The sequence below is a fragment of the Buchnera aphidicola (Tuberolachnus salignus) genome (genome assembly GCF_900016785.1).
Lineage (GTDB): Bacteria > Pseudomonadota > Gammaproteobacteria > Enterobacterales > Enterobacteriaceae > Buchnera_F > Buchnera_F aphidicola_M.
In genome coordinates, this window is sequence record NZ_LN890285.1 from 334,016 (window position 1) to 357,286 (window position 23,271).

The window sequence follows — 23,271 nt, forward strand, 5'->3', positions numbered from 1 at the left end:
ATGAACTTAACTAAAGAAAAAATATTAAAAATTTTAGAAAAAGTAAAAAATAAAAAAATAATTCAAGAAATAGACTTTTATTGTTTTAAAAATCTTATATCATATTTTTCAATTCAAAATTTATTAATTTTATTAATATTAAATCATGCGATTCATTATGGTCATACTTGTCTACCAATTAAATATTTTTTTACTAATCATCTTCTTCAAAAAAAAATTGTACAATTAAAAAAATTTTGGGAACTTTTCAAAAACTTAGAATTTTGGAAAAAAAAAAAACAAAAAAAAATTCCCTATATTATTAAAAAAAATATGGTATATTTATTTCGTTATTGGGAAATAGAAAAAAATATTATTTTTTTCTTAAAAAGAACTAATCCAAATTATTTAAATAAAATTAAAAAATTTAAAAAAGAATATCAAAATATTTGTAAAAACTTTTTAGATTCGCAACAAAAAATCTCATTGGGAATATTGTTATTAAATAAAATTTCTTTTTTAATTGGAGGACCAGGAACTGGAAAAACAACATTAATTGCATATTTTTTAATGATAATAATAAAAACAAAAACTCGTCCATTACATATTGCGTTAACAGCTCTAACAGGAAAAGCTACTTTTCAATTATATGAAACAATTCAAACGTTTTTTTTTAAAAAAAAAAAATATAATTTTAAAAAAAAAAATTTTATATATTCTATGACCTTACATAAATTATTAGATAAAAAAGAAAATTCTTTAAACAAATTAAAAATTATACAAAAAAAAAAAATAGATATTTTAATAATCGATGAATCATCTATGATCGACATTCAAATGATGTCTTTAATTTGCAAAAAAATTTCAAAAAAAACAAAAATAATTTTTTTAGGAGATATTAACCAATTACCTCCAATTGAAATGGCATCTATTTTAAAAGAAATTTGTTTTAAAGCATGTAATCAATATAATAAAAAATTTTCTCAACATTTATATAATTTAACTAATGAAAAAGTTATTATTTCAAAAAATATTTCTTTTCAAAACTTAAAAAATTCTATTACTATTTTAAAAAAAAATTATCGATTTAAAGAAAATAAACAAATAATTTATATAACAAAAATATTAGAAGAAAAAAAAAAAATTACATTAAATAATTTAAATTATTTTAAAAATACACAAAACTTTTTATATAAAAATATTAAAACTTCGAAATGTTTTTATAAAATGTTAAAAAAAATTAAAAAATTATATAAAAAACATTGGAAATATATAAAAAAATCTAAAAACATAAAAGAAATTTTAAGAAATTTTCATAAAAAAAGAATTTTATGTGTAACTAATGAAGGATATTTTGGAACAATTTTTTTAAATAATTTTTTAGATAATTATTTTTATGAAAAATATACTCAAATAAAAAAATACAATAAAAAAATAAATAAGATATGGTATCATGGAAAAGTTATTATAATTACAAAAAATAATACTAAATTAAAATTATTTAATGGAACAATTGGTATTTGTTTAATTCACAAAAAAAAATATAAAATTTTTTTTTATTCTGAAAATAATTCTTTAATTTTTTATGATCCATTTTTAATTACAAATTTTAAAAGTGCTTGGGTAATTACTATTCATAAATCCCAAGGATCAGAATTTAATCAAATAATTCTAATTTTTCCAAATTATCATACTAATTTATTAACTAAAGAATTATTTTATACCGCTATTACAAGAACAAAAAAAAAAATATTAATATATATTAATCCTAAAATACTTTTAAAAACTTTAAATACTACACAAAAAAAATATTCTGGAATACATCAATATATTTAAAATTTTTAAAAAATCTGGTTGCGGGAGCTGGATTTGAACCAACGACCTTCGGGTTATGAGCCCGACGAGCTACCTGACTGCTCCACCCCGCTTTTATTATTTTATAGTATATAATATTTTTTTTTTAAAAACAAGAATTTTTTTAAAAAATAAATTTTTTTAAAAATAATATACATTTTTTTTTAAAAAACTCTTTAGAGATCGTACATATGATTCCGAAAAAAAGACGAGAAGCCCGAATTATAGCTTTGCAAACTTTATATGCTTGGCAAATTTCTAAAAATTCTTTAAATCCAGAAATAATAGAATATTTTTTTAAAAAGAATGATATTAGAAAAATTGATTTGATTTATTTTTATGATATTATTAATGGAGTAATAGATAATATAAAATTTTTAGACATTTTTATGATTCCTTATTTATCAAGAAAAATTAAAATTTTAGGAAATATAGAAAAAATAATTTTAAGAATTTCATTATTTGAAATTTTAAATAGAAAAGATATTCCATATAAAGTTTCAATTAACGAAGGAATTGAATTAGCTAAAATATTTGGTGCAGATAAAAGTCATAAATTTATTAACGGCGTTTTAGATAAAATTGTTATGTATTTAATAAAAAAAAATAAAAAAAATTTATGAAATTAATAATTTTTTAAAAAACCTAAATATACATAAAATATGTATATTTAGAAAATATTTATAAAATTTTGTTTTTAAAAAGAATCATTTTATTAAAAATAAAATATCAATTATTTTAAAAATATTAAATTAATTAAATCAACTAATGAATTTTTTCATGTTACAAAAAAAAAATAAAAAAAAAAAATGGAATTATCAAATTGCTCAAAAAATTGCATTAAAATACAATATTTTTTTGACCTTAAAACATTGGTATATTGTTTCTTTTATTAGAAACTTTTACAAAAAATATCAAAATATTCCAACTTTAAAAATGATTATTATTTCAATATCAAAAAAATATAAAATTAGTTTAAATACTCAAACTTTATTTGTTTTATTTCCCAAAAAACCTCTACAAATAGCTTGTCAAATTTCAGGATTATCAAATATTCATATATGTTCATAAGTATATAATTTTACAATGAAAAAAATCAATTAAAAAAAAACTTTGTATTATTAATACTATAAGAGAATATAAAAACATATAATATGACCATTTTTTTATAGAATAAATTAACCGTCCAAAAATAGAAAAAAATAACCATAAACTATAAAAAAAAAATATAATTAAAAAATTATTAAAATTTAATAAACTATTTTCGAAAATCTTAAATAAAAATAATATATTTAAGATAATACAAAAACTCATAATAATTTGAGATTTTAAAACTCCTTTTTTTAAAGGATATAAAGGTAATTTAATTTTTTTATAATCTTTTAATCTATACACTGCTATTGAAAAAGTATGAGGTATTTGCCAAAAAAAAAATAACAAAAATAAATATATACAGCAAAAATTTATAGTTTTATGAACAGTTAAATATCCTATAACAGGCGGAAAAGCACCTGAAATACCGCCTATTATAGTTGCATATATAGTATTACGTTTTAAAAATTTAGTATATAAAAATACATAAATGATAAAACTTAAAAAAGATAAAATAAAATATTTAATCAAATAAGATTTATAACTAAACCAAAAACTAAAAATAAACAATATAATACTTATTAAATATGAAAAAAAAATTAAAAATAAATTTTCATGACATAATATGCGATTTTTTGTTCGATTCATTTTCTGATCAATATCGCGATCAAAAATATTATTTAAAACACATGCAGACGCTATTATACAAATAATACTTAACCAAGAATTTTTTAATAAAAAAAATTGTATTTTTCCTTGAGATGCTAGAAAAAAACCGGTTAAAAATGATAAACTATTTCCAATAATAATACCTGGTTTAAATAAAATCAATATTTTTAAAAAATTAAAAAAATTTTTTTTAAAAATTTTTAATGATTTAAATTTTTCATAATCCATAAAGATCCCAAAAAAATTATAAAAATAATTAAAAAAGTAAATAATAAAGAAATAATATTCCAAAATCTTTTAAATTCTTTTTTAACATATATAAAATAATATCCATGGATAAAAATTTGTACAAAAAAATTTAAAATAATAATTATTTTTTTAACAATATAAGAACAATTTCCAAAAATAATAAAAAAAAATGTAAATGTTGTTAATATTAAAAGAATTAAAAATCCTATTACAGGTGATTTTAAAAAAAAAAAAATATTTTTTTTTGTTAACATAATTATACCAAAAATTTAAATGATATTATTTAATAAATATATATATGTTATAATAAATAACCAAATAATATCTAAAAAATGCCAAAACAAATTTAAACATACAAAATTTTTATATACATTTTTTATAATTGTATTTTTAAAAATGTGTAATAATAATACAAATGTCCACAATAAAGCAAAAAATACATGTAAACAATGCATTCCTAATAATGCAAAAAAAGATGAAAAAAATCCATTAATTTTATTTAAACAAAAAAAACAAAAAATTTTATATAATTCTGAAATTTCTATATATAAAAATGTCATACCACAAAATAAAATAGATAAAATTAAATATAAAACATACTTAAAAGATATTTTATCTAAAATGTAAACTAAAAAACTATTTAAAAAAGAAGTACTTAATAAAAAAAATGTTTCTAAAAAAATTGTCCATAAAGATACAATTTTTTGATCAAATAATTGATTTAACTGTCTATTTTTATTCATTATAAAAAATACAACAAACAAAATAGAAAATATAATACATTCACTCATTAAATATAACCAAAAACCAAAAACATTATTTTCAAATTTGTCTTTTTGAATATCTTTTTTTATAGAATATTGATGTATTTTTTTTTTTTGAAAAATCATTGTCTTCCTATTATATAAAATTTATTTTTTTTCAGAATTTCGAATTATTTTTTTAGAAATTATTATTTCAGGAAGAGAAATAAAACTTTTTAAAACTACTAATATTATTATACTAATACTCATAAGACCTGATAACCAAAAAATTCTCCAAACCATTGAAAAACCAAAAATTGTTGTTAAACATCCTAAAAAAAAACCAAAATGATCATTGGCAGGTATATGAATAGATACATATTTTTTTTTTATAATTTCTTTTTGTTGAGTATTTTTCATTTTCCAAAAAGCATCTTTACTTGTAACTTTTGGTAAAATAGAAAAATTATAAATAGGAGGGGGAGAAGGTATAGACCATTCTAAAGTACGACCATCCCATGGATCTCCTGTATTATCTATATATTTTTTACGATTTTTAAATGATATATAAACTTGAATAATTTGTGACAAAATACCTAAAAAAATAAATATAACACCACACATAGAAATAATTAATAACATATGAAAATTTTTATTAATATTTTGACTTAGACGACGTGTCATGCCCATTAATCCTAAAAGATATAATGGCATAAAAGTTACAAAAAATCCTATAATCCATAAAAAAAACGATCTAATACCCCATTTTTCATTTAATTTAAAACCAAAAATTTTAGGAAACCAATATGTAAGTCCAGCAAAACTTCCAAATACTACCCCTCCAATGATTACATTATGAAAATGAGCTACTAAAAATAAACTATTGTGTAAAATAAAATCAATAGGTGGTATTGCTAAAAGTACTCCTGCCATTCCTCCAATTGTAAAAGTAATTAAAAAACCAACTGTCCATAACATTGAAGAATGTAATTGAATGCGCCCACGATACATTGTAAATAACCAATTAAAAATTTTAACTCCAGTAGGTATTGCAATAATCATAGTTGTAATACTAAAAAATGTATTTACATGTGCACCAGAACCCATAGTAAAAAAATGATGTAACCAAACGATAAAAGAAAGAACTGTAATAACAATTGTAGCCCAAACTAATGAAACATAACCAAATATTTTTTTTTTAGAAAATGTAGATACAATTTCAGAAAAAATTCCAAACATTGGTAATATTAAAATATAGACTTCTGGATGTCCCCAAATCCAAATTAAGTTTATATATACCATCATATTTCCACCAAAATCATTGGTAAAAAAATGAAAATTTAAATACCTATCTAAAGTTAACAATCCTAAAGTAATACTTAAAACAGGAAAAGAAATTAATATTAAAATATTTGTACATAATGAAGCCCAAGTAAAAATTGGTAAACGAAACAATTTCATACCTGAAGTTCTCATTTTAAAAATAGTAACTAAAAAATTAATAGCAGTAAATATTGTACCTAAACCAGAAATTTGTAATATCCAAATCCAATAATCTACACCAACTCCAGGACTATATTGTAATTCTGATAATGGAGGATAACCTAACCAACCAGTTTTCGCAAATTCTCCACAAATTAAAGATAAATTCATTAATATCATAGCGCTAACTGTTAACCAAAAACTTATACTATTTAAGGTTGGAAATGCTAAGTCTCTAGCACCAATTTGCAATGGAATAATAAAATTCATTAACCCTATTACTAACGGCATAGCAACAAAAAAAATCATAATGACCCCATGCGCGGTAAAAATTTGGTCATAATGATGTGATGGTAAAAAACCGGAAAAATTTTCAGAAGAAGATAAAAATTGCTGCATACGCATCATAACAGCATCTATAAAACCACGAATAAACATTAAAAAACTTAAAATTAAATACATAATTGCAATTTTTTTATGGTCTACAGTTGTAAACCAAGAATTCCATAAATATTTCCATTTTTTTGTATATGTTAAATAAGATAAAATACCAATACCAATAATTAATAAAATTATAAAAGTACCTAAAATTATTGGTTCTTGAAACGGAAAAGAAGAAATTTTTAATTTTCCAAACATTGAATTTCCTTATTAAAAACAAAAAATTAATCATTTAATAAAAAATATATTATTTTTTTATTTAAATAAATTAATAATATTTTGAAATAAATTTTTATTTACTGAAGAAAAATATTTTATTTTAAAATTATCAGTCGGAGTAGCAAGTTTTAAAAATTTTTTTAAAGTATTTAAATTTAAAATAGATTTTTGTACTCTATTTTTCCACTTATAAAAATTTTTAAAATTTTTTACTACTCTAACTTGAAATTTCATATTTGAAAATCCAGCTCCACTATAATTTGAAGAAATACCTGTAAAATTACCCAAAGTATTAGAAATTAAATTTAGTTGAGTTTTCATACCAGCCATAGAATAAATTTGACTACCTAATGATGGAATAAAAAACGAATTCATTACAGAATAAGAAGTAATTTTAAAATGTATGGGAGTATTAATCGGAATGACTATTTCATTAATAGTAGCAATTTTGTATTTTGGATAAATAAACAACCATCTCCAATCTAATGAAACAGCTTCTATTACAATTGGGGTAATCGAACTTTTAATATTTTTATGTGGTTCCAATAAATGTGTATATTTATAGGACAAATGAGATAAAAATAAAACCATTAAAATTGGTATCAACCAAATAACTATTTCAATTTTATAAGAATGAGACCAATCAGGTTGATATATTTCAGTTCTGTTATTTTTATGATATTTATATAAAATAAAAAAAGTTAAAAAAAATACCGGAATTACTATAATTAACATTACTTTAAAGACAGTCCACATTAATGAATATTCTATTTGTGAAATTAATCCAGAAGAAAAATTAAAAAAATTGTTTTTAGAATAAGCAGTTAAAAAAAAAGATAATCCACATAAAATAAAAATTTTATAAAATTTTTTGATATTGTTATTTTTAAACATATTAAATTTATCTCATTTTTTATAAATATTAATATTTTTAAAAAATATAATAATTTATTTTTTTAATAAAAAAATAAAAAATTTTTAAAATTTTTTTTTAAAATTATTAAAAATTTTTCAAGATAATTTTTCTTAAAAAAAGAAATTAATTTTTTTTTTTAAAAAAACTGTTATACTATTATTTTAAAAATAAAAATATTTTAATTTATAATTTAGAAAAAATAATAAATTATTTTTATTATTTAATTGAATATTATATACTATTCTAATTATACATTTTTAATATTTTTTTAAAAAAAAATAATTTATAATAAAAATTATATTTGACATTTATTATATAAATACAATTTTTAATCCTCTTTAAAACTTTTAAAAATCTATAATTATTTAAAAAAGGATTTATTTTTTAAACATGAAAAATTTAATTTTAAATACATTAAAAAAAAAAATTATTTTATATCATATTCAAATTCAAAATCATAGTAAATTCCATATTAAAAAACAAAAAAAAAAAAAACATTATACTTTAATTATAGTATCTAAAAATTTTTTAAAAATGAATTTATTAAAACGTCATCAATTTGTTTACAATATTTTAAAAATATATTTTTATGAATATATTGCAAGTCTAAATTTATATTTATATACTGTTCCTGAATGGTTAAAACAACATACTAAAACACATAAAAATTTTTTGTGTATGCGAGATTTGCACTCTTAAATAAAATGTTTTTATTATAAAAAATATTTTATTTTAAAAAATAGTTTAATTTTCAAAAATAAATTATGAATATATAATTTTCCTATATAAACATCGTAAAATACTTAAAAACTTCAAAATACCTCATTAAAATTTATTTTTTTATATTTTTTAGAATATAAAAAATCTTTTATAATACCTCAAAAAATTATTACACTATATTTTTCTCTTAACTGCTATTTAACTTCTTGAGAATACAATTATATGCCATATTCTTTTTATTACACACAAAAAAACATAAATTCTGATATGTCTGCTCCATATATTATCGAAAATACTTCTTCATATGGACATACATATGACATTTATTCACGATTATTAAAAGATCGTATTATTTTTTTAACAGGAGTTATTAATGATACTTTATCTAACTCTATTATTGCACAATTATTATTTTTAGAATCTAAAAATCCAACAAAAGATATTTTTTTATATATTAATTCTCCAGGAGGCATTATAACATCTGGATTATCTATTTATGATACTATGCAATTTATTCAACCAAATATTAATACCATATGTTTAGGACAAGCATGTTCTATGGCATCTGTATTATTATGTTCAGGGACACCGGGAAAAAGATTTTGTTTACCAAATTCACGTATTATGTTACATCAACCCTCTGGAGGATTTAGAGGACAAGCTTCAGATATTATTATTCATGCTCATGAAATACAAAAAATGAAAAAAAAAATTAATGAATTAATTGCATATCATACTAAAAATGATATTAAAAAAATAGAATTAGATACTGAACGAGATTATTTTTTATCTCCTGAAAAATCTTTAAAATACGGTATTATTGATAAAATTTTTATAAAACGTAATGAAGAAAAATAATAAAATTTTTTATATTTTAAAATTTATTTAATATTTTTGAAAATTATTAAGAGAAAATATATGGATCATACAATTGAATCTAAAAATAATATTTATTGTAATTTTTGTCAAAAAAAACAAAATAAGAAATCTAAATTAATTATTGGTCCGTATTTAAAAATTTGTAAAACTTGTGTTAATATTTGCGCTACTTTTTTTACTGAACAAGAACAAAAAAAAAAAAAAATAAATTTTTGTGTTCCTAAACCTCAAATAATTTATGAACATTTAAATCAATATGTTATTGGTCAAAAACATGCAAAAAAAGTATTATCAGTAGCTGTCTATAACCATTATAAACGATTACAATATGTTCAAAATAACAACATTGAATTAGAAAAAAGTAATATTTTATTAATTGGTTCTACTGGATGCGGAAAAACTTTATTAGCAAAAACATTAGCAAAATTTATTCAAGTTCCTTTTGTTATTACAGATGCAACTACACTTACTGAAGCAGGATATGTAGGAGAAGACGTCGAAAATATTTTGCACTCTTTATTACAAAAATGTAATTTTAACGTTGAAGCTGCACAACAAGGTATTATATACATTGATGAAATAGATAAAATTTCTAAAAAAAAAGAGAATGTTTCTTTAACAAGAGATGTATCCGGTGAAGGTGTACAACAAGCTTTATTAAAAATTATTGAAGGAACTATTGCTTCAGTACCTCCAAAAGGAGGACGTAAACATCCAAATCAAGAATTTATTAAAATAGATACTACAAATATTTTGTTTATATGTGGCGGATCTTTTACAGGATTACAACGCATTATTTCAAATAGATTACAAAAAAAAACTTTAATTGGATTTAATTCTAAAATTTTTCATAAAAATATTAAAAAATCTAATAAAATAGAATTTTCTGAAATATATCCTAAAGACTTAATAAAATTTGGATTAATTCCTGAATTTATTGGACGACTTCCAATTTTAGTTACATTAAAAAAATTAAATCAAATACAATTAGAAAAAATTTTATTAAAACCAAAAAATTCTATTATTAAACAATATCAAATATTATTTAAATTAGATAACGTTATATTAGAATTTCAAAAAAATGCACTTTCTGAAATCGCAAAACAAGCAAAAAAAGAAAATACAGGAGCTCGAGGTTTAAAAATTATTTTAGAAAAATTACTATTAGATACAATGTATCACTTACCAGATTATAAAAATGTTCATAAAATATATATTGATAAAGAAGTAGTAATAGGTATTTCAAAACCTAAAATAACATTTTTATAAAATTTATATTAAATTTTTATAAATAAAAAATTATAATAAAATCTATTATTTTAAAAAAATGTCAATTTCTCCTTATTTTATTATATAAAATTTTATAAAAAATATAATTGTAATTCATTTTAACTAAAGAAAGAGACATATTTATGAATTCTGGTCGTTCTGAATATCTTGAAATGCCAGTATTACCTTTACGTGATGTAGTAGTATATCCAAACATGGTTATTCCATTATTTATTGGCCGCAAAAAATCTATTAAATGTATTGAGTCAGCTCTTGAAAATAATAAAAAAATTATGTTAATTGCTCAAAAAAATGCCGTAATAGAAAATCCAACAGAAAAAGAACTTTTTGAAACTGGAACAATTTCTAATATTTTACAATTTTTAACTTTACCGGACGGAACAATTAAAATATTAGTTGAAGGATTATGTCGCGCAAAAATTATACAATATACAAACAATGAATATTTTTTATTTGCGAAATTAAAAAAAATCACCGTTTTTAAATTATCTCCACAAGAACAAACAGTATTAATTAAAACTACAATTATTCAATTTGAAAAATATATTAAATTAAATAAAAAAATTTCTTATGATATTTTAAAAACTTTAGAAAAAATTCAGACTGCTGAAAAATTAGGTGATGCTATTGCTATTCATATGCCTTTAAAATTGCAAGATAAACAAAAGTTTTTAGAAACAGAAAAAATAAATCAAAGATTAGAATTTTTAATGTCTATAATGCAATCTGAAATGGAATTATTAAAATTAGACAAAAGAATACAAAATCGTGTTAAAAAACAAATGGAAAAAAGTCAAAGAGAATATTATTTAAATGAACAAATGAAAGCAATACAAAAAGAATTAGGAGATTTAGATTCAATTCCAGATGAATATGATACATTAGCTAAAAAAATTAAAATATCAAAAATGCCAAAAGAAGCAAAACAAAAAACTGAAATGGAATTGTCTAAATTGAAACTAATGCCTACAATGTCTGCTGAAGCAACTGTAGTTCGAAGTTATATCGAATGGATGATTCAAGTTCCTTGGAAAAATCGTAGTAAAATCAAAAAAAATATTAAAAAAGCTCAAGAAATATTGAATATAGATCATTTTGGATTAGAAAAAGTGAAAGAAAGAATTTTAGAATGTTTAGCTGTTCAAAATCGTATTAAAAAAATTAAAGGACCAATTCTTTGTTTAGTCGGCCCTCCCGGCGTTGGAAAAACTTCATTAGGAAAATCTATTGCTCGCGCCACTGGACGAAAATATATTCGTATGGCTTTAGGAGGGATGAGAGATGAAGCTGAAATTCGAGGACATCGAAGAACATATATCGGTTCTATGCCAGGAAAAATTATTCAAAAAATTTCTAAAATAGGTGTTAAAAATCCACTTTTTTTATTAGATGAAATTGATAAAATATCATGTGATATGAGAGTCGATCCATCTGCAGCTTTATTAGAAGTATTAGATCCTGAACAAAATGTTACTTTTAATGATCATTATTTAGAAGTAGACTACGATCTTTCAGATGTTATGTTTGTTGCAACATCTAACTCATTAAATATTCCAGCTCCATTATTAGATCGTATGGAAGTGATTTATTTATCAGGATATACTGAAGATGAAAAATTTCATATCGCAAAAAAACATTTATATAAAAAACAAATGAAAGAAAATGCATTAAAAACACATGAATTAAACATTGATGATGAATCTTTAATTAATATTATTCGATACTATACCCGAGAAGCTGGTGTAAGAAATTTAGAAAGAGCAATCTCTAAAATTTGTCGAAAATCTGTTAAATATTTGTTATTAAATCCAGAAAAAAAATATATTAACATTAATAAAAAAAATTTAAAAAAATATTTAGGTATTAAAAAATATTTTTATGGTAAAAAAAATAAAAATAATAAAATAGGTCAAGTGATAGGATTAGCTTGGACTGAAGTAGGTGGAGACTTATTAACAATTGAAAGTGCTTGTATACCAGGAAAAGGAAAATTAACTTATACTGGTTCTTTAGGTGAAGTAATGCAAGAATCTATTCAAACTGCTTTAACAGTTGTACGATCTCAAGCAAAAAAATTAAATATAAAAAAAGATTTTTATGAAAAAAATGATATCCATGTTCATGTACCTGAAGGCGCAACTCCAAAAGATGGTCCTAGTGCAGGTATTGCTATGTGCACAGCTATTGTCTCTTGTTTAACTAAAAATCCTGTACGTTCAGATATTGCTATGACAGGAGAAATCACTTTATGTGGAACTGTGCTAAATATTGGTGGGTTAAAAGAAAAATTAATCGCTGCTCATCGTGGAGGTATTAAAAAAGTATTAATACCTTTTGAAAACATGAGAGATTTAGAAGAAATACCAAAAAAAATTACTACTAATTTATGCATTCATCCTGTAGAAAATATTACAGAAATACTAACTATAGCATTAGAAAAAAATCCATATTAAATATATATTAAAAAATTTTTATAAAAAATATTTTAAAAATTATATATACAAAATATCGCTGGCAAATTTTTTTCATTGCCAGCTTTTTATATCTAATATTTAAGAAAAATTTTTTTATAATAAAAATTTATATTTTATAGATAAAAATATAAAATTAAAAGATTTATATTAAGTTTAAAAAAAATATTTTTTTTTTAAAAAAAAAACTGATATAATTATTATATTTTTTTAAAAATTTTTTACATTAAATTTTACAAAAAAATATTTGTATTTTTTTATTATATTTAATTTTTATTTTAAAAAAGGTAATTTTGTGAAATTATTTAAACAATTAAGTTGGTATTTTAAAAAAGAATGGAAAAGGTATTTAGGTGCGTTCTTTTTATTAACTTCAGTAACTATTTTACAATTATTTCCATCTACTATTATTGGAAAAATTATTGATGATATTTATCATAAAAATATTAATAATACACAAACTTTACAATGGATGTGTTTAGTAGTTCTTATTAGTGGTCTGATTTATATATTAAGATATTTTTGGCGTATTTTACTATTTGGTGCTTCATATAAATTAGCCACAGAACTACGGACTAAATTTTGTACTTCTTTAATTTATAAAAATGCAAAATTTTACAATACTGCTAAAAATGGCGATTTAATGGCAAAAGTTACAAACGATATAGATAAAGTAGTTTTCGCAGCTGGAGAAGGTGTATTAACTTTAATTGATTCATTAGTATTAGGATGTTCAGTTTTTTTAACTATGTGCATACGAATTGATTATAAACTTTCTTTAGCGTCTTTATTACCACTTCCAATCATGGCTTTTATTGTTAAAAAATTTGGAAAAAAAATACATATTTGTTATCAAAAATCTCAAAAATCTTTTTCTCTTTTAACAAATTATACGCAAGATTGTTTAAGTAACATTAGTATGATTCGCAGTTTTGGATTAGAAAAAAAAGAACTAGAAAAATTCTCAATTTTATCAGATAATACAAGTCAAAAAAATTTAAACATAACTAAAATTGATGCTCAATTTGATCCTATTATTTATTTAGCAATTTCAATTTCTAATTTAATTGCTGTTTTAGGAGGAAGTCTTTTAATTTCTCAACATAAAATAACATTTGGTCAATTAACTAGTTTTTTATTATATTTAGGCACTATGATTTGGCCAATGTTAGCTTTAGCTTGGTTATTTAATATTGTAGAACGTGGAAGCGTTTCATGGGAAAGAATACAAACAATATTATCTGAAAAAAAACATAAAAATTCTCAAAAAAAAATTACACTAAAAAAAATAGGTATTTTAAACGTTCAAATTAAAAATTTTAAATATCCTATTCGGCATAATAATACCTTACATAAAATTAATTTTAAACTTCTTCCAGGAAAAATTTTAGGAATTTGTGGACCAACGGGAGCGGGAAAAACAACGTTAATAAAAATCATACAAGGAATTTACACAAATAAAAATAGTATTATTTTATATGATCAATACAATATTAACAATATTTCTAAAAAAAATTGGAGAAAACATATTTCTGTCGTAGAGCAATCTCCTTTACTTTTTTCAGATAATATTTTAAATAATATTTCTTTCGGAAAATCTTCTGCTTCCGAAAATGAAATTATTAATGCAGCAAAACTTTCTGAAATTCATGATGAAATAAAAAATTTTTCTGAAGGATATAATACTTATATTGGAGAAGGTGGAGTTTCATTATCTGGCGGTCAAAAACAAAGAATTGCTATTGCTCGAGCTTTTTTAACTTCTCCTAAACTTTTAATTTTAGATGATCCCTTATCTGCAGTAGATAACGAAACAGAACAAAAAATTTTAAAAAATCTTTATAATCAAAAATTACCAAATCAAACTTTTATCATTATTTCTCATAAATTATCTATTTTAAAAAAAGCTGATTTTATTATTGTAATAAAAAATGGAGTTATTCTTCAAAAAGGTACCCATGAGTTATTAATGAAAGAAGAAAATTGGTATCAGAAAATGTATCATTATCAAAAATTTAAAACTTAATCAAGAGACAAAAAATCTATATAAAGGAACTTATAATATCGTGAATAATACCATACAATCTTGGTTGACTTTAAAAAAATTATTATCTTATTATAAAAATCATAAAAAATCTTTAATTTTTTCCTGCATATTAATGTTTTTTTCTATAGTAACAGAAATATTGGGACCAATTATTATTAGCATGTTTTTAAAAAATATCTTAACTATAAAAAATTATAATTATGTAACATCTATTTATTTAGTTTTTATTTTTTTAATATTACAAATTATTTCAGCAAGTTTAAATTATATTCAAAAAATAACATTTAATAAAATTTCTATTTCTATTATTCAAAAAATTAGACTTCAAGTTATGCATTCCGTTTTACAGCAACCTATGAAAATATTTGATACAGTTCCCATTGGAAATTTAGTCACAAATATTATTAATGATACTGAATCTATCAAAGAATTTTATGACGTAATAATTTCTTCCATTTTAAAAAATTTTATATTATTTTTTTTAATTTTAATATCTATGTTTTATTTAGATTATAAAATGGCTTTAATTAGCTCTCTAATGATTCCTATTGTGACTTTAATCATGTTTATCCATCAACAATATAGTAAACCTATTATTCAAAAAATTAAAAATTCTATTACACAATTGAATGTAATCATTAATGAAATGTTAAATGGAATTATTATCATCCAACAATTTCAACAAGAAAAAAAATTTATTAAAAAAATTGAATTAATTAGTAAAAAAAATTATTCAGAACGTATGAAAATGTTACGTCTTGATGGTCTTTTATTACGACCTTTACTCAGTTTTATTTCTTCAATAATTTTAGTAATGATTATTATGTTTTTTAAACTATCTAATTATAATGTACTAAATATTAGTATATTATATACATTTATGAACTATTTAGGGCGTTTAAATGAACCTCTAATTTCTATGGCAAATCAACAATCTTTATTACAACAAGCTATTGTATCTTCTGAAAGAATTTTTACATTATTAAATTCTGAAAAACAAACATATGGAATGAATAATTTACCATGGACCACTGGTGAAATAGAATTTAAAAATGTGAATTTTTATTATAATATAAAAGAAAAAAAAATATTACATAATATCAATTTAAAAATTAAAAATAATAGTTTTATAGCTTTAGTAGGAAAAACAGGAAGTGGTAAAAGTACTTTAGCAAAACTTTTAATGGGATATTATCCAGAATATACAGGAAAAATATTTTTAGATAAAAAAGATCTTAAATCACTAAAAAAAAAAAAATTACGTAAAAACATTGCTATGGTGCAACAAGAACCAACAATTTTGTGTGATACGTTTAAACAAAATATTACTTTAGGTAGAAAAATAAAAGATGAAGAAATATTAAAAATAATTAAAAAAGTACAATTAAATTCTTTAGTAAAAACTTTACCACATAATATTACCACTCAATTAGACCCACAAGGAAAAAATTTATCACAAGGACAAAAACAATTAATTGGAATAAGTAGAATTTTAGTTACACGTCCAAAAATATTAATTTTTGATGAAGCTACAGCTAATATAGATGCTGAATCAGAACAAAAAATTAATCATACATTATCAGAAATCAAAAAATATACTACTACTATTGTTATTGCACATCGATTATCGACAATTATTAATGCTGATAAAATTATTGTTTTAGATCAAGGAAAAATAATTGAACAAGGTTCTCATGTAGAATTATTAAAAAAAAAAGGATTTTATTGGAAAATATATTCTTTTCAATTACAAGAAAAAAATATCTTTTAAACATTAATTTTTTAAAAATATTAAAAATCCTGTTAGATTTTCCAATACCTATTGTATTTAATTTGGCTGCTTTTTTCCAAACCTGACCAGATGTTTAAATATTAATAGTATTCTAATTCTAACAGGATTTTTAAAAATTTATAAAAAACATTATTTTATAAATTGTAAAAAAATAATCTTTTTTAATTAAACACTAAATTTTATAAAAAGTCTAGTAAAATTTTTTTTAAAAAAAAATTTTAAATTTTATGAATAGGATTCTATATGCAATATACAGTTTTAGCAAATAAGTGGCGACCTCAGATTTTTAAAGAAGTAATAGGTCAAGAATATATTGTACAATTATTAATAAATTCTATTAATTTAAAAAAAATTCATCATGCCTGGCTATTTACCGGAATACGAGGAATCGGAAAAACAACATTAGCTAGAATATTAGCTAAAAGTTTGAGTTGCTTAAAAAGTATTACAACATTACCTTGTCGTATTTGCAATAATTGCATCTCTATAGAACAAGGAAAATTTTTAGATTTTATTGAACTTGATGCAGCTTCACGAACAAAAATAGAAGATATTAAAATAGTTTTAGAATCTATACATTATACACCAATTATAGGACGTTTTAAAATTTATTTAATTGATGAAATTCATATGTTATCAAAACATAGTTTTAATGCTCTTTTGAAAACATTAGAAGAACCTCCAAAACACGTTAAATTTATTTTAGCAACAACTGAATTAGAAAAATTACCTTATACTATACGATCACGATGTTTACAATTACATTTACAACCTATACATGAAAAAAAAATTTATAAATTTTTAAAAAAAATTTTGAAAAAAGAAAAAATTGATATAGAATCCAAAGCTATAGAATTATTATCTCAAAATTCCTCTGGAAGTATACGAGATGCTATCAATATGACAGAACTAGTTATTGCTTCTGAAATGCATAAAAAAATTACTTATGAAAAAGTAACACAAATACTAGGAATTTGTCATTCTAAACATATTATAAAATTTGTAAAATATATTTTGACAAAAGATCTACAAAAAATTTTTAAATTATTAGATTTTTTAGAAAATTTGAGTATTTCCTTAGAAGAAATATTAATAAAAATAATTCAATTATTTCATTATATTGCACTATTACAAGTCACATTATCAAACCAATCTAAATCTTTAAAAAAATCTTTATATTCAATAAAAAAAATTTATAATTTTGCTAAAATAACATCTTTTGAAAAAATACAAAAATATTATACAATTTTAATAAATGGAAGAAAAAATTTAAAATATGCTCCAAATATCCGTATTGGACTAGAAATACTTTTTCTTCAAATTTATCATGAAATTTAATTCTAAAAATTTAATTAGGAAAAAATATGTTTACAAAAGAAAATTTTGAAAAATTATTAAATCAAGCGCAAAACATGCAAAAAAATATGGAAAAAATTCGTACCCAAGTTAAAAACATTGTTGTAAAAGGAGAATCAGGTGCAGGATTAGTTAAAGTATATTTGAATGGTTTATATCATTGTCAAAAAATAAAAATTGATAATACATTATTTAATATTACTGATAAAAAAGTAACAATAGACTTGATTATTGCCGCATTTAATCAAGCCATACAAAAAATTTTAGAAACACAAACCAAAAATATAATTAAAAAATAATAACTTTTTTTTAAAAAAATTTTATTTTTTTTTTAAAAAAAAATCTCGACGAATAACAGAACACCAGCTAAAATAATATATTATATTTTAATAATATAAATTTTTTTTGAAAAAATAAATAATTCATTATAGGAAAATTTTAAAATGGATCAAAAAACAAAAAAAACTCATGTTTTTCAATCAGAAGTTAAACAATTATTACATCTTATGATACATTCTTTATATTCTAATAAAGAAATTTTTTTACGTGAAGTAATATCAAATTCTTCCGATGCTATTGAAAAATTACGTTTTTCTCAATTATCTCATCCGGATCAATATAAAAAACTTATTAATCCTTTTAAAATTCAAATATCCTTAGATAAAAAAAATCATACCATTACTGTTATAGATAACGGAATTGGAATGACAAAAGATGAAATTATAAATAATTTAGGAACAATTGCAAAATCTGGAACTAAAAATTTTTTAGAAAAATTACAAAAAAATAAAAAAGAAAAAAATGATTTTATTGGACAATTTGGAGTTGGATTTTATTCAACATTTATTGTTGCAAAAAAAGTATCAGTATATACTCGACATGCAAATTTAAAAAATAAGCAAGGTTTATTATGGGAATCAGAAGGAAAAGGAACATATACTCTTGAAGAAATCCCAATTCAAGAAATCGGAACACAAATAATTTTACATTTAAAATCTACTGAACATGAATTTTTAGAAGAATGGAAAATTAAAAATATTGTTTCAAAATATTCTGATCATATTTCAATTCCAATTGAAATTTCTAAATATGATGAAAAAAAAAAAATTATATCTTGGGATCAAATTAATAAAGCTAAAGCAATTTGGACTATACCTAAAAAAAACATTACAAAAAAAGAATATCAAGAATTTTATACATATTTAACAAAAGATATAGAAAAACCATTAACATGGATACATAATATTATTGAAGGATCTCAAGAGTACATTAGTTTAATGTATATTCCTCAAAAATCTACTTGGGACATGTGGAATCGAGAAAATAAACATGGTTTAAAATTATATGTTAAAAATGTGTATGTAATGGATGATGCAACACAATTTTTACCAAATTATTTAAGATTTGTAAAAGGAATTATTGATTCTCAAGATTTACCATTAAATATTTCAAGAGAAATTTTACAAGATAATCCTTTAATTAAAAATTTGCGAAAAATTTTAACAAAACGTATTTTAATGTCATTAACGACATTACAAGAAAAAGAACCAAAAAAATATCAAAAATTTTGGAATAATTTCGGAATTATTTTAAAAGAAGGAATTGCTGAAGATACAGAAAATAAAAACATAATTTCTAATCTTTTAAGATTTAGTTCTTTACATATGCCGCAAAAAGAACAAAATTTATCTTTAAAAAATTATTTAAAAAATTTTGTATCTAATCAAGAGAAAATATATTTTTTAACTTCTGAAAGTTATGAAGCATCCTTAAATAGTCCGCATTTAGAAATTTTTAAAGAAAATAAAATTGATGTTTTATTATTATCTGATCGTGTAGATGAATGGATGATGAATTATTTATTAGAATTTGAAAATAAAAAATTTCAATCTATTAGTAAAACTGATCTTTCATTAGAAAAAATGATAACACCAAAAAAAAATATTACACCAGAAAACAATCAACAATATACTTCTTTTATAGAAAAAACAAAAAATATTTTAAAAGAAAAAGTAAAAGATGTTCGAATTACTCATCGTTTAACTAATACTCCAGTGATTGTGGTAACAGATTCAAATGATATGAGTACTCAAATGGCAAAATTGTTTACTGCCGCAGGACAAACCGTTCCAGCTATAAAATATATTTTAGAAATTAATATGCAACATCCTTTAATACAAAAAATTATTAATATTAAATCAGAAAAAAATATTTTAATATGGATTGAAATGTTATTTGAACAAGCAATTTTAGTCGAAAAAGGAAATTTAGAAAATCCTAATAATTTCATTCAAAAAATTAATCAATTATTACTTAATTAATAACTATTAAAAATTTTAAAAATTATTAATATTTTCATAAAAAAATAAATATTTTGAGAGTTCCTAAAAAAATACAGGAGCTCCATTATATTTAAAAATAAAAAATTTACAAATTATTAAAAATTTTTTAAAATTTTATATCAAACATACACTTTAGTATATTTTATAAAATCAATTATTAAACTTAATATTTCATTTGTCTTTAAATTTAAAAAAATATGTATTATTTGCGCTCTACAGGATTTGAACCTGTAACCTACAGCTTAGAAGGCTGTTGCTCTATCCAATTGAGCTAAGAGCGCAAAAAAATATAATAATTTTTAATTATATCGAATAATCAAGAAAGTGCAATATTTTTTTTTAAAAAAAAACTATCTATTTTGAAAAAATATAACTTTAAAAAAATGGAAATTATAATATGAATACAAAAATTCTAAATGGAAAAAAAATTTCTTTAAAAATCTTAAAAACACTAAAAAAAAAAGTAAAATTAGAAATTTATAATTATCATAGACCTCCCGGATTAGCTATTATTTTGATTGGCAATAAACCCGAATCATTATTATATATTTCTAATAAAAAAAAAGCAGGAAATTTTGTTGGATTTTACATACAATATTATATATTCAACATTTCTATTTCAGAAGATAAAGTTTTAAAAAAAATTCAAGAATTAAACAAAAATATTAATATAGATGGTATTATAATTCAATTACCTATTCCTAAACATTTAAATATTCTTACTATATTTCGACATATTTCACCTAAAAAAGATGTCGAATGTTTTCATCCGTACAATATTGGATTATCATATTTAAAAAATTCTTCCTTTCGTTCATGTACTCCACGAGGAATTATAACATTATTAGAACATTATCAAATTAATATAAAAGGCTTTAATGCATTAATTATTAGCTCTTCAATTACAGTAGGACGTCCTATGTTTTTAGAATTATTACATAAAGGTTGCACAATAACTATTGCACATAAATTTACCAAAAACATTTTAAAATTTACAAAAATTTCTGATCTAATTATTATTGCAATTGGTAAACCAAATTTTTTATTAGGTCAATGGATTAAAAAAGGAGCTATTATAATTGATGTAGGAATAAATTATTTAAAAAATAAAAAAATTGTAGGAGATGTACACTATAAAACTGTATCTTTAAAAACTTCATATATTACTCCAGTACCAGGAGGAATAGGTCCCATGACTGTTGCAGCATTATTACAAAATACTTTCGAAGCTTTTCAAAAACAAAAAAAAAATTAAAAAAAATATTTTGAATTTTCTTTTGAATCTTCTAAAAAAATATTTAAATTTTTTAATTGAATACGTATATCATCTGCTAAATCCCATTGTTTTTTACGACGATATAAATTTCTCAATTGTATCAAATATTTAATAAAATATGAAAAGTGCAAAGATTTCGATTTATGATAAAAAAAATTTTTTTCTTTTACATTTAAAAAAATACCTAAAATATTCCCTAAATAAATTAAAGTAGCTATTAATTTCATTTCTAAATCTTTATTTTTTCCATATAATTTTTTAATATATTTTGATAAATCATACAAAATTGAACATGCAAGAGGAGTATTAAAATCTTTTTCTAATGCAGAAAAAAATAATTTTATAAATCTTTTTTGTTCTAAATAAATAATTTGAAAAAATATTTTAGATAAATCATATAATTTTAAAACTGAATACATACGAGATATAATTTTCTTTGTATGTAAAATTTGAATTTCCGAAAAATTTAATGGATGGCGATAATAAGTAGATAACAAATAATAACGTATTACGTCTGCAGAATAATTACAAATTAAATTTCGAATTGTAATAATATTTTTTAAAGATTTAGACATTTTGGATTGATTGATAATTACCATACCTACATGCATCCAAAAATTTGCACAAGAATTTTTTTGAAAACTTAAATTTTGAGCTCGTTCATTTTCATGATGAGGAAATAATAAATCAATACCTCCTCCATGAATATCCGCACCATTTTTAAAAAATTTATTATTTAAAGTTGAACATTCTATATGCCATCCCGGACGTCCTAAACCCCAAGGAGACTTCCAAAAAATTTCAGTTTTCAAACATTTTTTTTTTTTTAATTTCCATAAAACAAAATCATTTTTATTATTTTTTACATAATCTAAATCTATATTCAATATTTTTTTAAAATGTAAATTCAACCCTTGATTAGAAAATATTCCATAAGATTTAAATTTTGAAATTTTAAAAACAACATCACCATTTTTTGAAATATATGCATATTTTTTATGTAATAATACTTTTATCATCATAATAATTTCAGTAATGTATTGCGTAACACATGGTTCTATTTGAGGAACTAATAAATTTAAACTATAAAAATCTTTTTTCATTTCATATATCATACGTGTTGTATAATGTTTTACAGATTCATTTATTTCTAATGCACGTTGAATAATTTTATCATCTATATCAGTAATATTTCGAACATATAAGATAGAATATCCTAAAATTTTAAAATATCTAATTACTATGTCAAAAAAAATAAAAGTACGTGCATGCCCAATATGACAAAAATCATATATTGTAACACCACATACATAAATATTTAATTTTTTTGTATTTTTAACATGAAAAATTTCTTTTTTTTTTGTTAAGGAATTAAAAATTTTTAACATAAAAATCTCTCAAAAAAATATTTATTTTTTTTTAATCTTTCTTGATAAAAAATAAATATAATAAAA

General features: G+C 20.6%; 19 protein-coding genes, 2 tRNA genes and 1 other RNA gene. 13 read left to right on the top strand and 9 right to left on the bottom strand.

Going from position 1 to position 23,271, the window contains the following annotated elements; genetic code table 11:
- The gene (recD, locus tag BTSPAZIEG_RS01530; protein WP_075472785.1) at positions 1 to 1,815 is read left to right on the top strand and encodes an exodeoxyribonuclease V subunit alpha; all 1,815 of its coding nucleotides are present in this window, start codon (positions 1 to 3) and stop codon (positions 1,813 to 1,815) included.
- Between the two features lie 15 nt (positions 1,816 to 1,830).
- Here the strand turns inward: recD and BTSPAZIEG_RS01535 are convergent.
- Positions 1,831 to 1,907: transfer RNA gene (locus BTSPAZIEG_RS01535), tRNA-Met, on the bottom strand.
- Between the two features lie 117 nt (positions 1,908 to 2,024).
- Here BTSPAZIEG_RS01535 and nusB point away from each other — a divergent pair.
- Both nusB and BTSPAZIEG_RS01545 read left to right on the top strand, forming a co-directional pair.
- Complete coding sequence (nusB, locus tag BTSPAZIEG_RS01540; RefSeq protein ID WP_075472787.1) at positions 2,025 to 2,456, top strand: transcription antitermination factor NusB; 432 nt, start codon at positions 2,025 to 2,027, stop codon at positions 2,454 to 2,456.
- Between the two features lie 157 nt (positions 2,457 to 2,613).
- Positions 2,614 to 2,904 (top strand): TusE/DsrC/DsvC family sulfur relay protein, encoded by a 291-nt coding sequence (locus tag BTSPAZIEG_RS01545; RefSeq protein WP_172793701.1) that lies wholly within the window; start codon positions 2,614 to 2,616, stop codon positions 2,902 to 2,904.
- Here BTSPAZIEG_RS01545 and BTSPAZIEG_RS01550 read toward each other — a convergent pair.
- The 5 genes from BTSPAZIEG_RS01550 to cyoA are packed head-to-tail and all read right to left on the bottom strand — an operon-like array spanning position 2,899 to position 7,622.
- Complete coding sequence (locus BTSPAZIEG_RS01550) at positions 2,899 to 3,822, bottom strand: protoheme IX farnesyltransferase (RefSeq protein ID WP_075472792.1); 924 nt, start codon at positions 3,820 to 3,822, stop codon at positions 2,899 to 2,901. The genes BTSPAZIEG_RS01545 and BTSPAZIEG_RS01550 overlap by 6 nt on opposite strands.
- Complete coding sequence (locus BTSPAZIEG_RS01555; protein WP_075472794.1) at positions 3,795 to 4,097, bottom strand: cytochrome C oxidase subunit IV family protein; 303 nt, start codon at positions 4,095 to 4,097, stop codon at positions 3,795 to 3,797. The genes BTSPAZIEG_RS01550 and BTSPAZIEG_RS01555 overlap by 28 nt, the downstream gene beginning before the upstream one ends.
- Positions 4,098 to 4,112: 15 nt before the next feature.
- Entirely contained in the window at positions 4,113 to 4,733 is a 621-nt protein-coding gene (locus tag BTSPAZIEG_RS01560) for a hypothetical protein (RefSeq protein WP_075472796.1), read from the bottom strand.
- 21 nt (positions 4,734 to 4,754) lie between these two features.
- Positions 4,755 to 6,707, bottom strand: a complete 1,953-nt coding sequence (gene cyoB, locus BTSPAZIEG_RS01565) for a cytochrome o ubiquinol oxidase subunit I (protein ID WP_075472798.1) — start codon at positions 6,705 to 6,707, stop codon at positions 4,755 to 4,757.
- Between the two features lie 57 nt (positions 6,708 to 6,764).
- Entirely contained in the window at positions 6,765 to 7,622 is an 858-nt protein-coding gene (gene cyoA, locus BTSPAZIEG_RS01570; RefSeq protein ID WP_075472800.1) for a ubiquinol oxidase subunit II, read from the bottom strand.
- Between the two features lie 412 nt (positions 7,623 to 8,034).
- On the opposite strand from cyoA, the gene BTSPAZIEG_RS01575 reads away from it, so the two are divergent.
- The 6 genes from BTSPAZIEG_RS01575 to BTSPAZIEG_RS01600 all read left to right on the top strand — a co-directional run bounded on the left by BTSPAZIEG_RS01575 (position 8,035) and on the right by BTSPAZIEG_RS01600 (position 16,822).
- Positions 8,035 to 8,343: a BolA/IbaG family iron-sulfur metabolism protein gene (locus BTSPAZIEG_RS01575; protein ID WP_075472802.1), complete on the top strand. Its 309-nt coding sequence runs from the start codon at positions 8,035 to 8,037 to the stop codon at positions 8,341 to 8,343.
- A gap of 243 nt (positions 8,344 to 8,586) precedes the next feature.
- The gene (locus tag BTSPAZIEG_RS01580) at positions 8,587 to 9,222 is read left to right on the top strand and encodes an ATP-dependent Clp protease proteolytic subunit (RefSeq protein ID WP_075472804.1); all 636 of its coding nucleotides are present in this window, start codon (positions 8,587 to 8,589) and stop codon (positions 9,220 to 9,222) included.
- Between the two features lie 60 nt (positions 9,223 to 9,282).
- The gene (clpX, locus tag BTSPAZIEG_RS01585; protein ID WP_075472806.1) at positions 9,283 to 10,512 is read left to right on the top strand and encodes an ATP-dependent Clp protease ATP-binding subunit ClpX; all 1,230 of its coding nucleotides are present in this window, start codon (positions 9,283 to 9,285) and stop codon (positions 10,510 to 10,512) included.
- A gap of 143 nt (positions 10,513 to 10,655) precedes the next feature.
- Positions 10,656 to 12,986 (top strand): endopeptidase La, encoded by a 2,331-nt coding sequence (gene lon, locus BTSPAZIEG_RS01590; protein WP_075472808.1) that lies wholly within the window; start codon positions 10,656 to 10,658, stop codon positions 12,984 to 12,986.
- A gap of 313 nt (positions 12,987 to 13,299) precedes the next feature.
- A complete protein-coding gene (locus tag BTSPAZIEG_RS01595; protein WP_075472810.1) occupies positions 13,300 to 15,030 on the top strand; it encodes an ABC transporter transmembrane domain-containing protein in 1,731 nt (576 codons plus the stop codon).
- A 40-nt stretch (positions 15,031 to 15,070) separates the two neighbouring features.
- Positions 15,071 to 16,822, top strand: coding sequence for an ABC transporter transmembrane domain-containing protein (locus BTSPAZIEG_RS01600; RefSeq protein WP_075472812.1), 1,752 nt, complete (start codon positions 15,071 to 15,073; stop codon positions 16,820 to 16,822).
- 27 nt (positions 16,823 to 16,849) lie between these two features.
- Here the strand turns inward: BTSPAZIEG_RS01600 and ffs are convergent.
- An RNA gene (gene ffs / locus BTSPAZIEG_RS01605) (signal recognition particle sRNA small type) lies at positions 16,850 to 16,946 on the bottom strand.
- 140 nt (positions 16,947 to 17,086) lie between these two features.
- Here ffs and dnaX point away from each other — a divergent pair.
- The 3 genes from dnaX to htpG all read left to right on the top strand — a co-directional run bounded on the left by dnaX (position 17,087) and on the right by htpG (position 20,520).
- Positions 17,087 to 18,181, top strand: a complete 1,095-nt coding sequence (gene dnaX / locus BTSPAZIEG_RS01610) for a DNA polymerase III subunit gamma/tau (RefSeq protein WP_075472814.1) — start codon at positions 17,087 to 17,089, stop codon at positions 18,179 to 18,181.
- A gap of 26 nt (positions 18,182 to 18,207) precedes the next feature.
- A complete protein-coding gene (locus BTSPAZIEG_RS01615; protein WP_075472816.1) occupies positions 18,208 to 18,498 on the top strand; it encodes a YbaB/EbfC family nucleoid-associated protein in 291 nt (96 codons plus the stop codon).
- A gap of 144 nt (positions 18,499 to 18,642) precedes the next feature.
- Complete coding sequence (gene htpG, locus BTSPAZIEG_RS01620; RefSeq protein ID WP_075472818.1) at positions 18,643 to 20,520, top strand: molecular chaperone HtpG; 1,878 nt, start codon at positions 18,643 to 18,645, stop codon at positions 20,518 to 20,520.
- Between the two features lie 228 nt (positions 20,521 to 20,748).
- On the opposite strand, the gene BTSPAZIEG_RS01625 is transcribed toward htpG, so the two are convergent.
- Positions 20,749 to 20,822, bottom strand: a tRNA-Arg gene (locus BTSPAZIEG_RS01625).
- 116 nt (positions 20,823 to 20,938) lie between these two features.
- On the opposite strand from BTSPAZIEG_RS01625, the gene folD reads away from it, so the two are divergent.
- Positions 20,939 to 21,796: a bifunctional methylenetetrahydrofolate dehydrogenase/methenyltetrahydrofolate cyclohydrolase FolD gene (gene folD, locus BTSPAZIEG_RS01630; RefSeq protein WP_075472820.1), complete on the top strand. Its 858-nt coding sequence runs from the start codon at positions 20,939 to 20,941 to the stop codon at positions 21,794 to 21,796.
- Here the strand turns inward: folD and cysS are convergent.
- A complete protein-coding gene (gene cysS / locus BTSPAZIEG_RS01635) occupies positions 21,793 to 23,205 on the bottom strand; it encodes a cysteine--tRNA ligase (RefSeq protein WP_075472822.1) in 1,413 nt (470 codons plus the stop codon). The two genes, folD and cysS, sit on opposite strands and share 4 nt — an antisense overlap.
- Positions 23,206 to 23,271: the final 66 nt, after the last annotated feature.

Coding starts and splice junctions, on each gene's coding strand:
- clpX (WP_075472806.1), top strand. CDS start 9,283: ATGGATCATACAATTGAATCTAAAAATAATATTTATTGTAATTTTTGT.
- htpG (WP_075472818.1), top strand. CDS start 18,643: ATGGATCAAAAAACAAAAAAAACTCATGTTTTTCAATCAGAAGTTAAA.
- cysS (WP_075472822.1), bottom strand. CDS start 23,205: ATGTTAAAAATTTTTAATTCCTTAACAAAAAAAAAAGAAATTTTTCAT.
- BTSPAZIEG_RS01615 (WP_075472816.1), top strand. CDS start 18,208: ATGTTTACAAAAGAAAATTTTGAAAAATTATTAAATCAAGCGCAAAAC.
- BTSPAZIEG_RS01560 (WP_075472796.1), bottom strand. CDS start 4,733: ATGATTTTTCAAAAAAAAAAAATACATCAATATTCTATAAAAAAAGAT.
- nusB (WP_075472787.1), top strand. CDS start 2,025: ATGATTCCGAAAAAAAGACGAGAAGCCCGAATTATAGCTTTGCAAACT.
- BTSPAZIEG_RS01580 (WP_075472804.1), top strand. CDS start 8,587: ATGCCATATTCTTTTTATTACACACAAAAAAACATAAATTCTGATATG.
- cyoB (WP_075472798.1), bottom strand. CDS start 6,707: ATGTTTGGAAAATTAAAAATTTCTTCTTTTCCGTTTCAAGAACCAATA.
- BTSPAZIEG_RS01545 (WP_172793701.1), top strand. CDS start 2,614: ATGTTACAAAAAAAAAATAAAAAAAAAAAATGGAATTATCAAATTGCT.
- lon (WP_075472808.1), top strand. CDS start 10,656: ATGAATTCTGGTCGTTCTGAATATCTTGAAATGCCAGTATTACCTTTA.
- cyoA (WP_075472800.1), bottom strand. CDS start 7,622: ATGTTTAAAAATAACAATATCAAAAAATTTTATAAAATTTTTATTTTA.
- recD (WP_075472785.1), top strand. CDS start 1: ATGAACTTAACTAAAGAAAAAATATTAAAAATTTTAGAAAAAGTAAAA.
- BTSPAZIEG_RS01550 (WP_075472792.1), bottom strand. CDS start 3,822: ATGGATTATGAAAAATTTAAATCATTAAAAATTTTTAAAAAAAATTTT.
- BTSPAZIEG_RS01555 (WP_075472794.1), bottom strand. CDS start 4,097: ATGTTAACAAAAAAAAATATTTTTTTTTTTTTAAAATCACCTGTAATA.
- BTSPAZIEG_RS01575 (WP_075472802.1), top strand. CDS start 8,035: ATGAAAAATTTAATTTTAAATACATTAAAAAAAAAAATTATTTTATAT.
- folD (WP_075472820.1), top strand. CDS start 20,939: ATGAATACAAAAATTCTAAATGGAAAAAAAATTTCTTTAAAAATCTTA.
- dnaX (WP_075472814.1), top strand. CDS start 17,087: ATGCAATATACAGTTTTAGCAAATAAGTGGCGACCTCAGATTTTTAAA.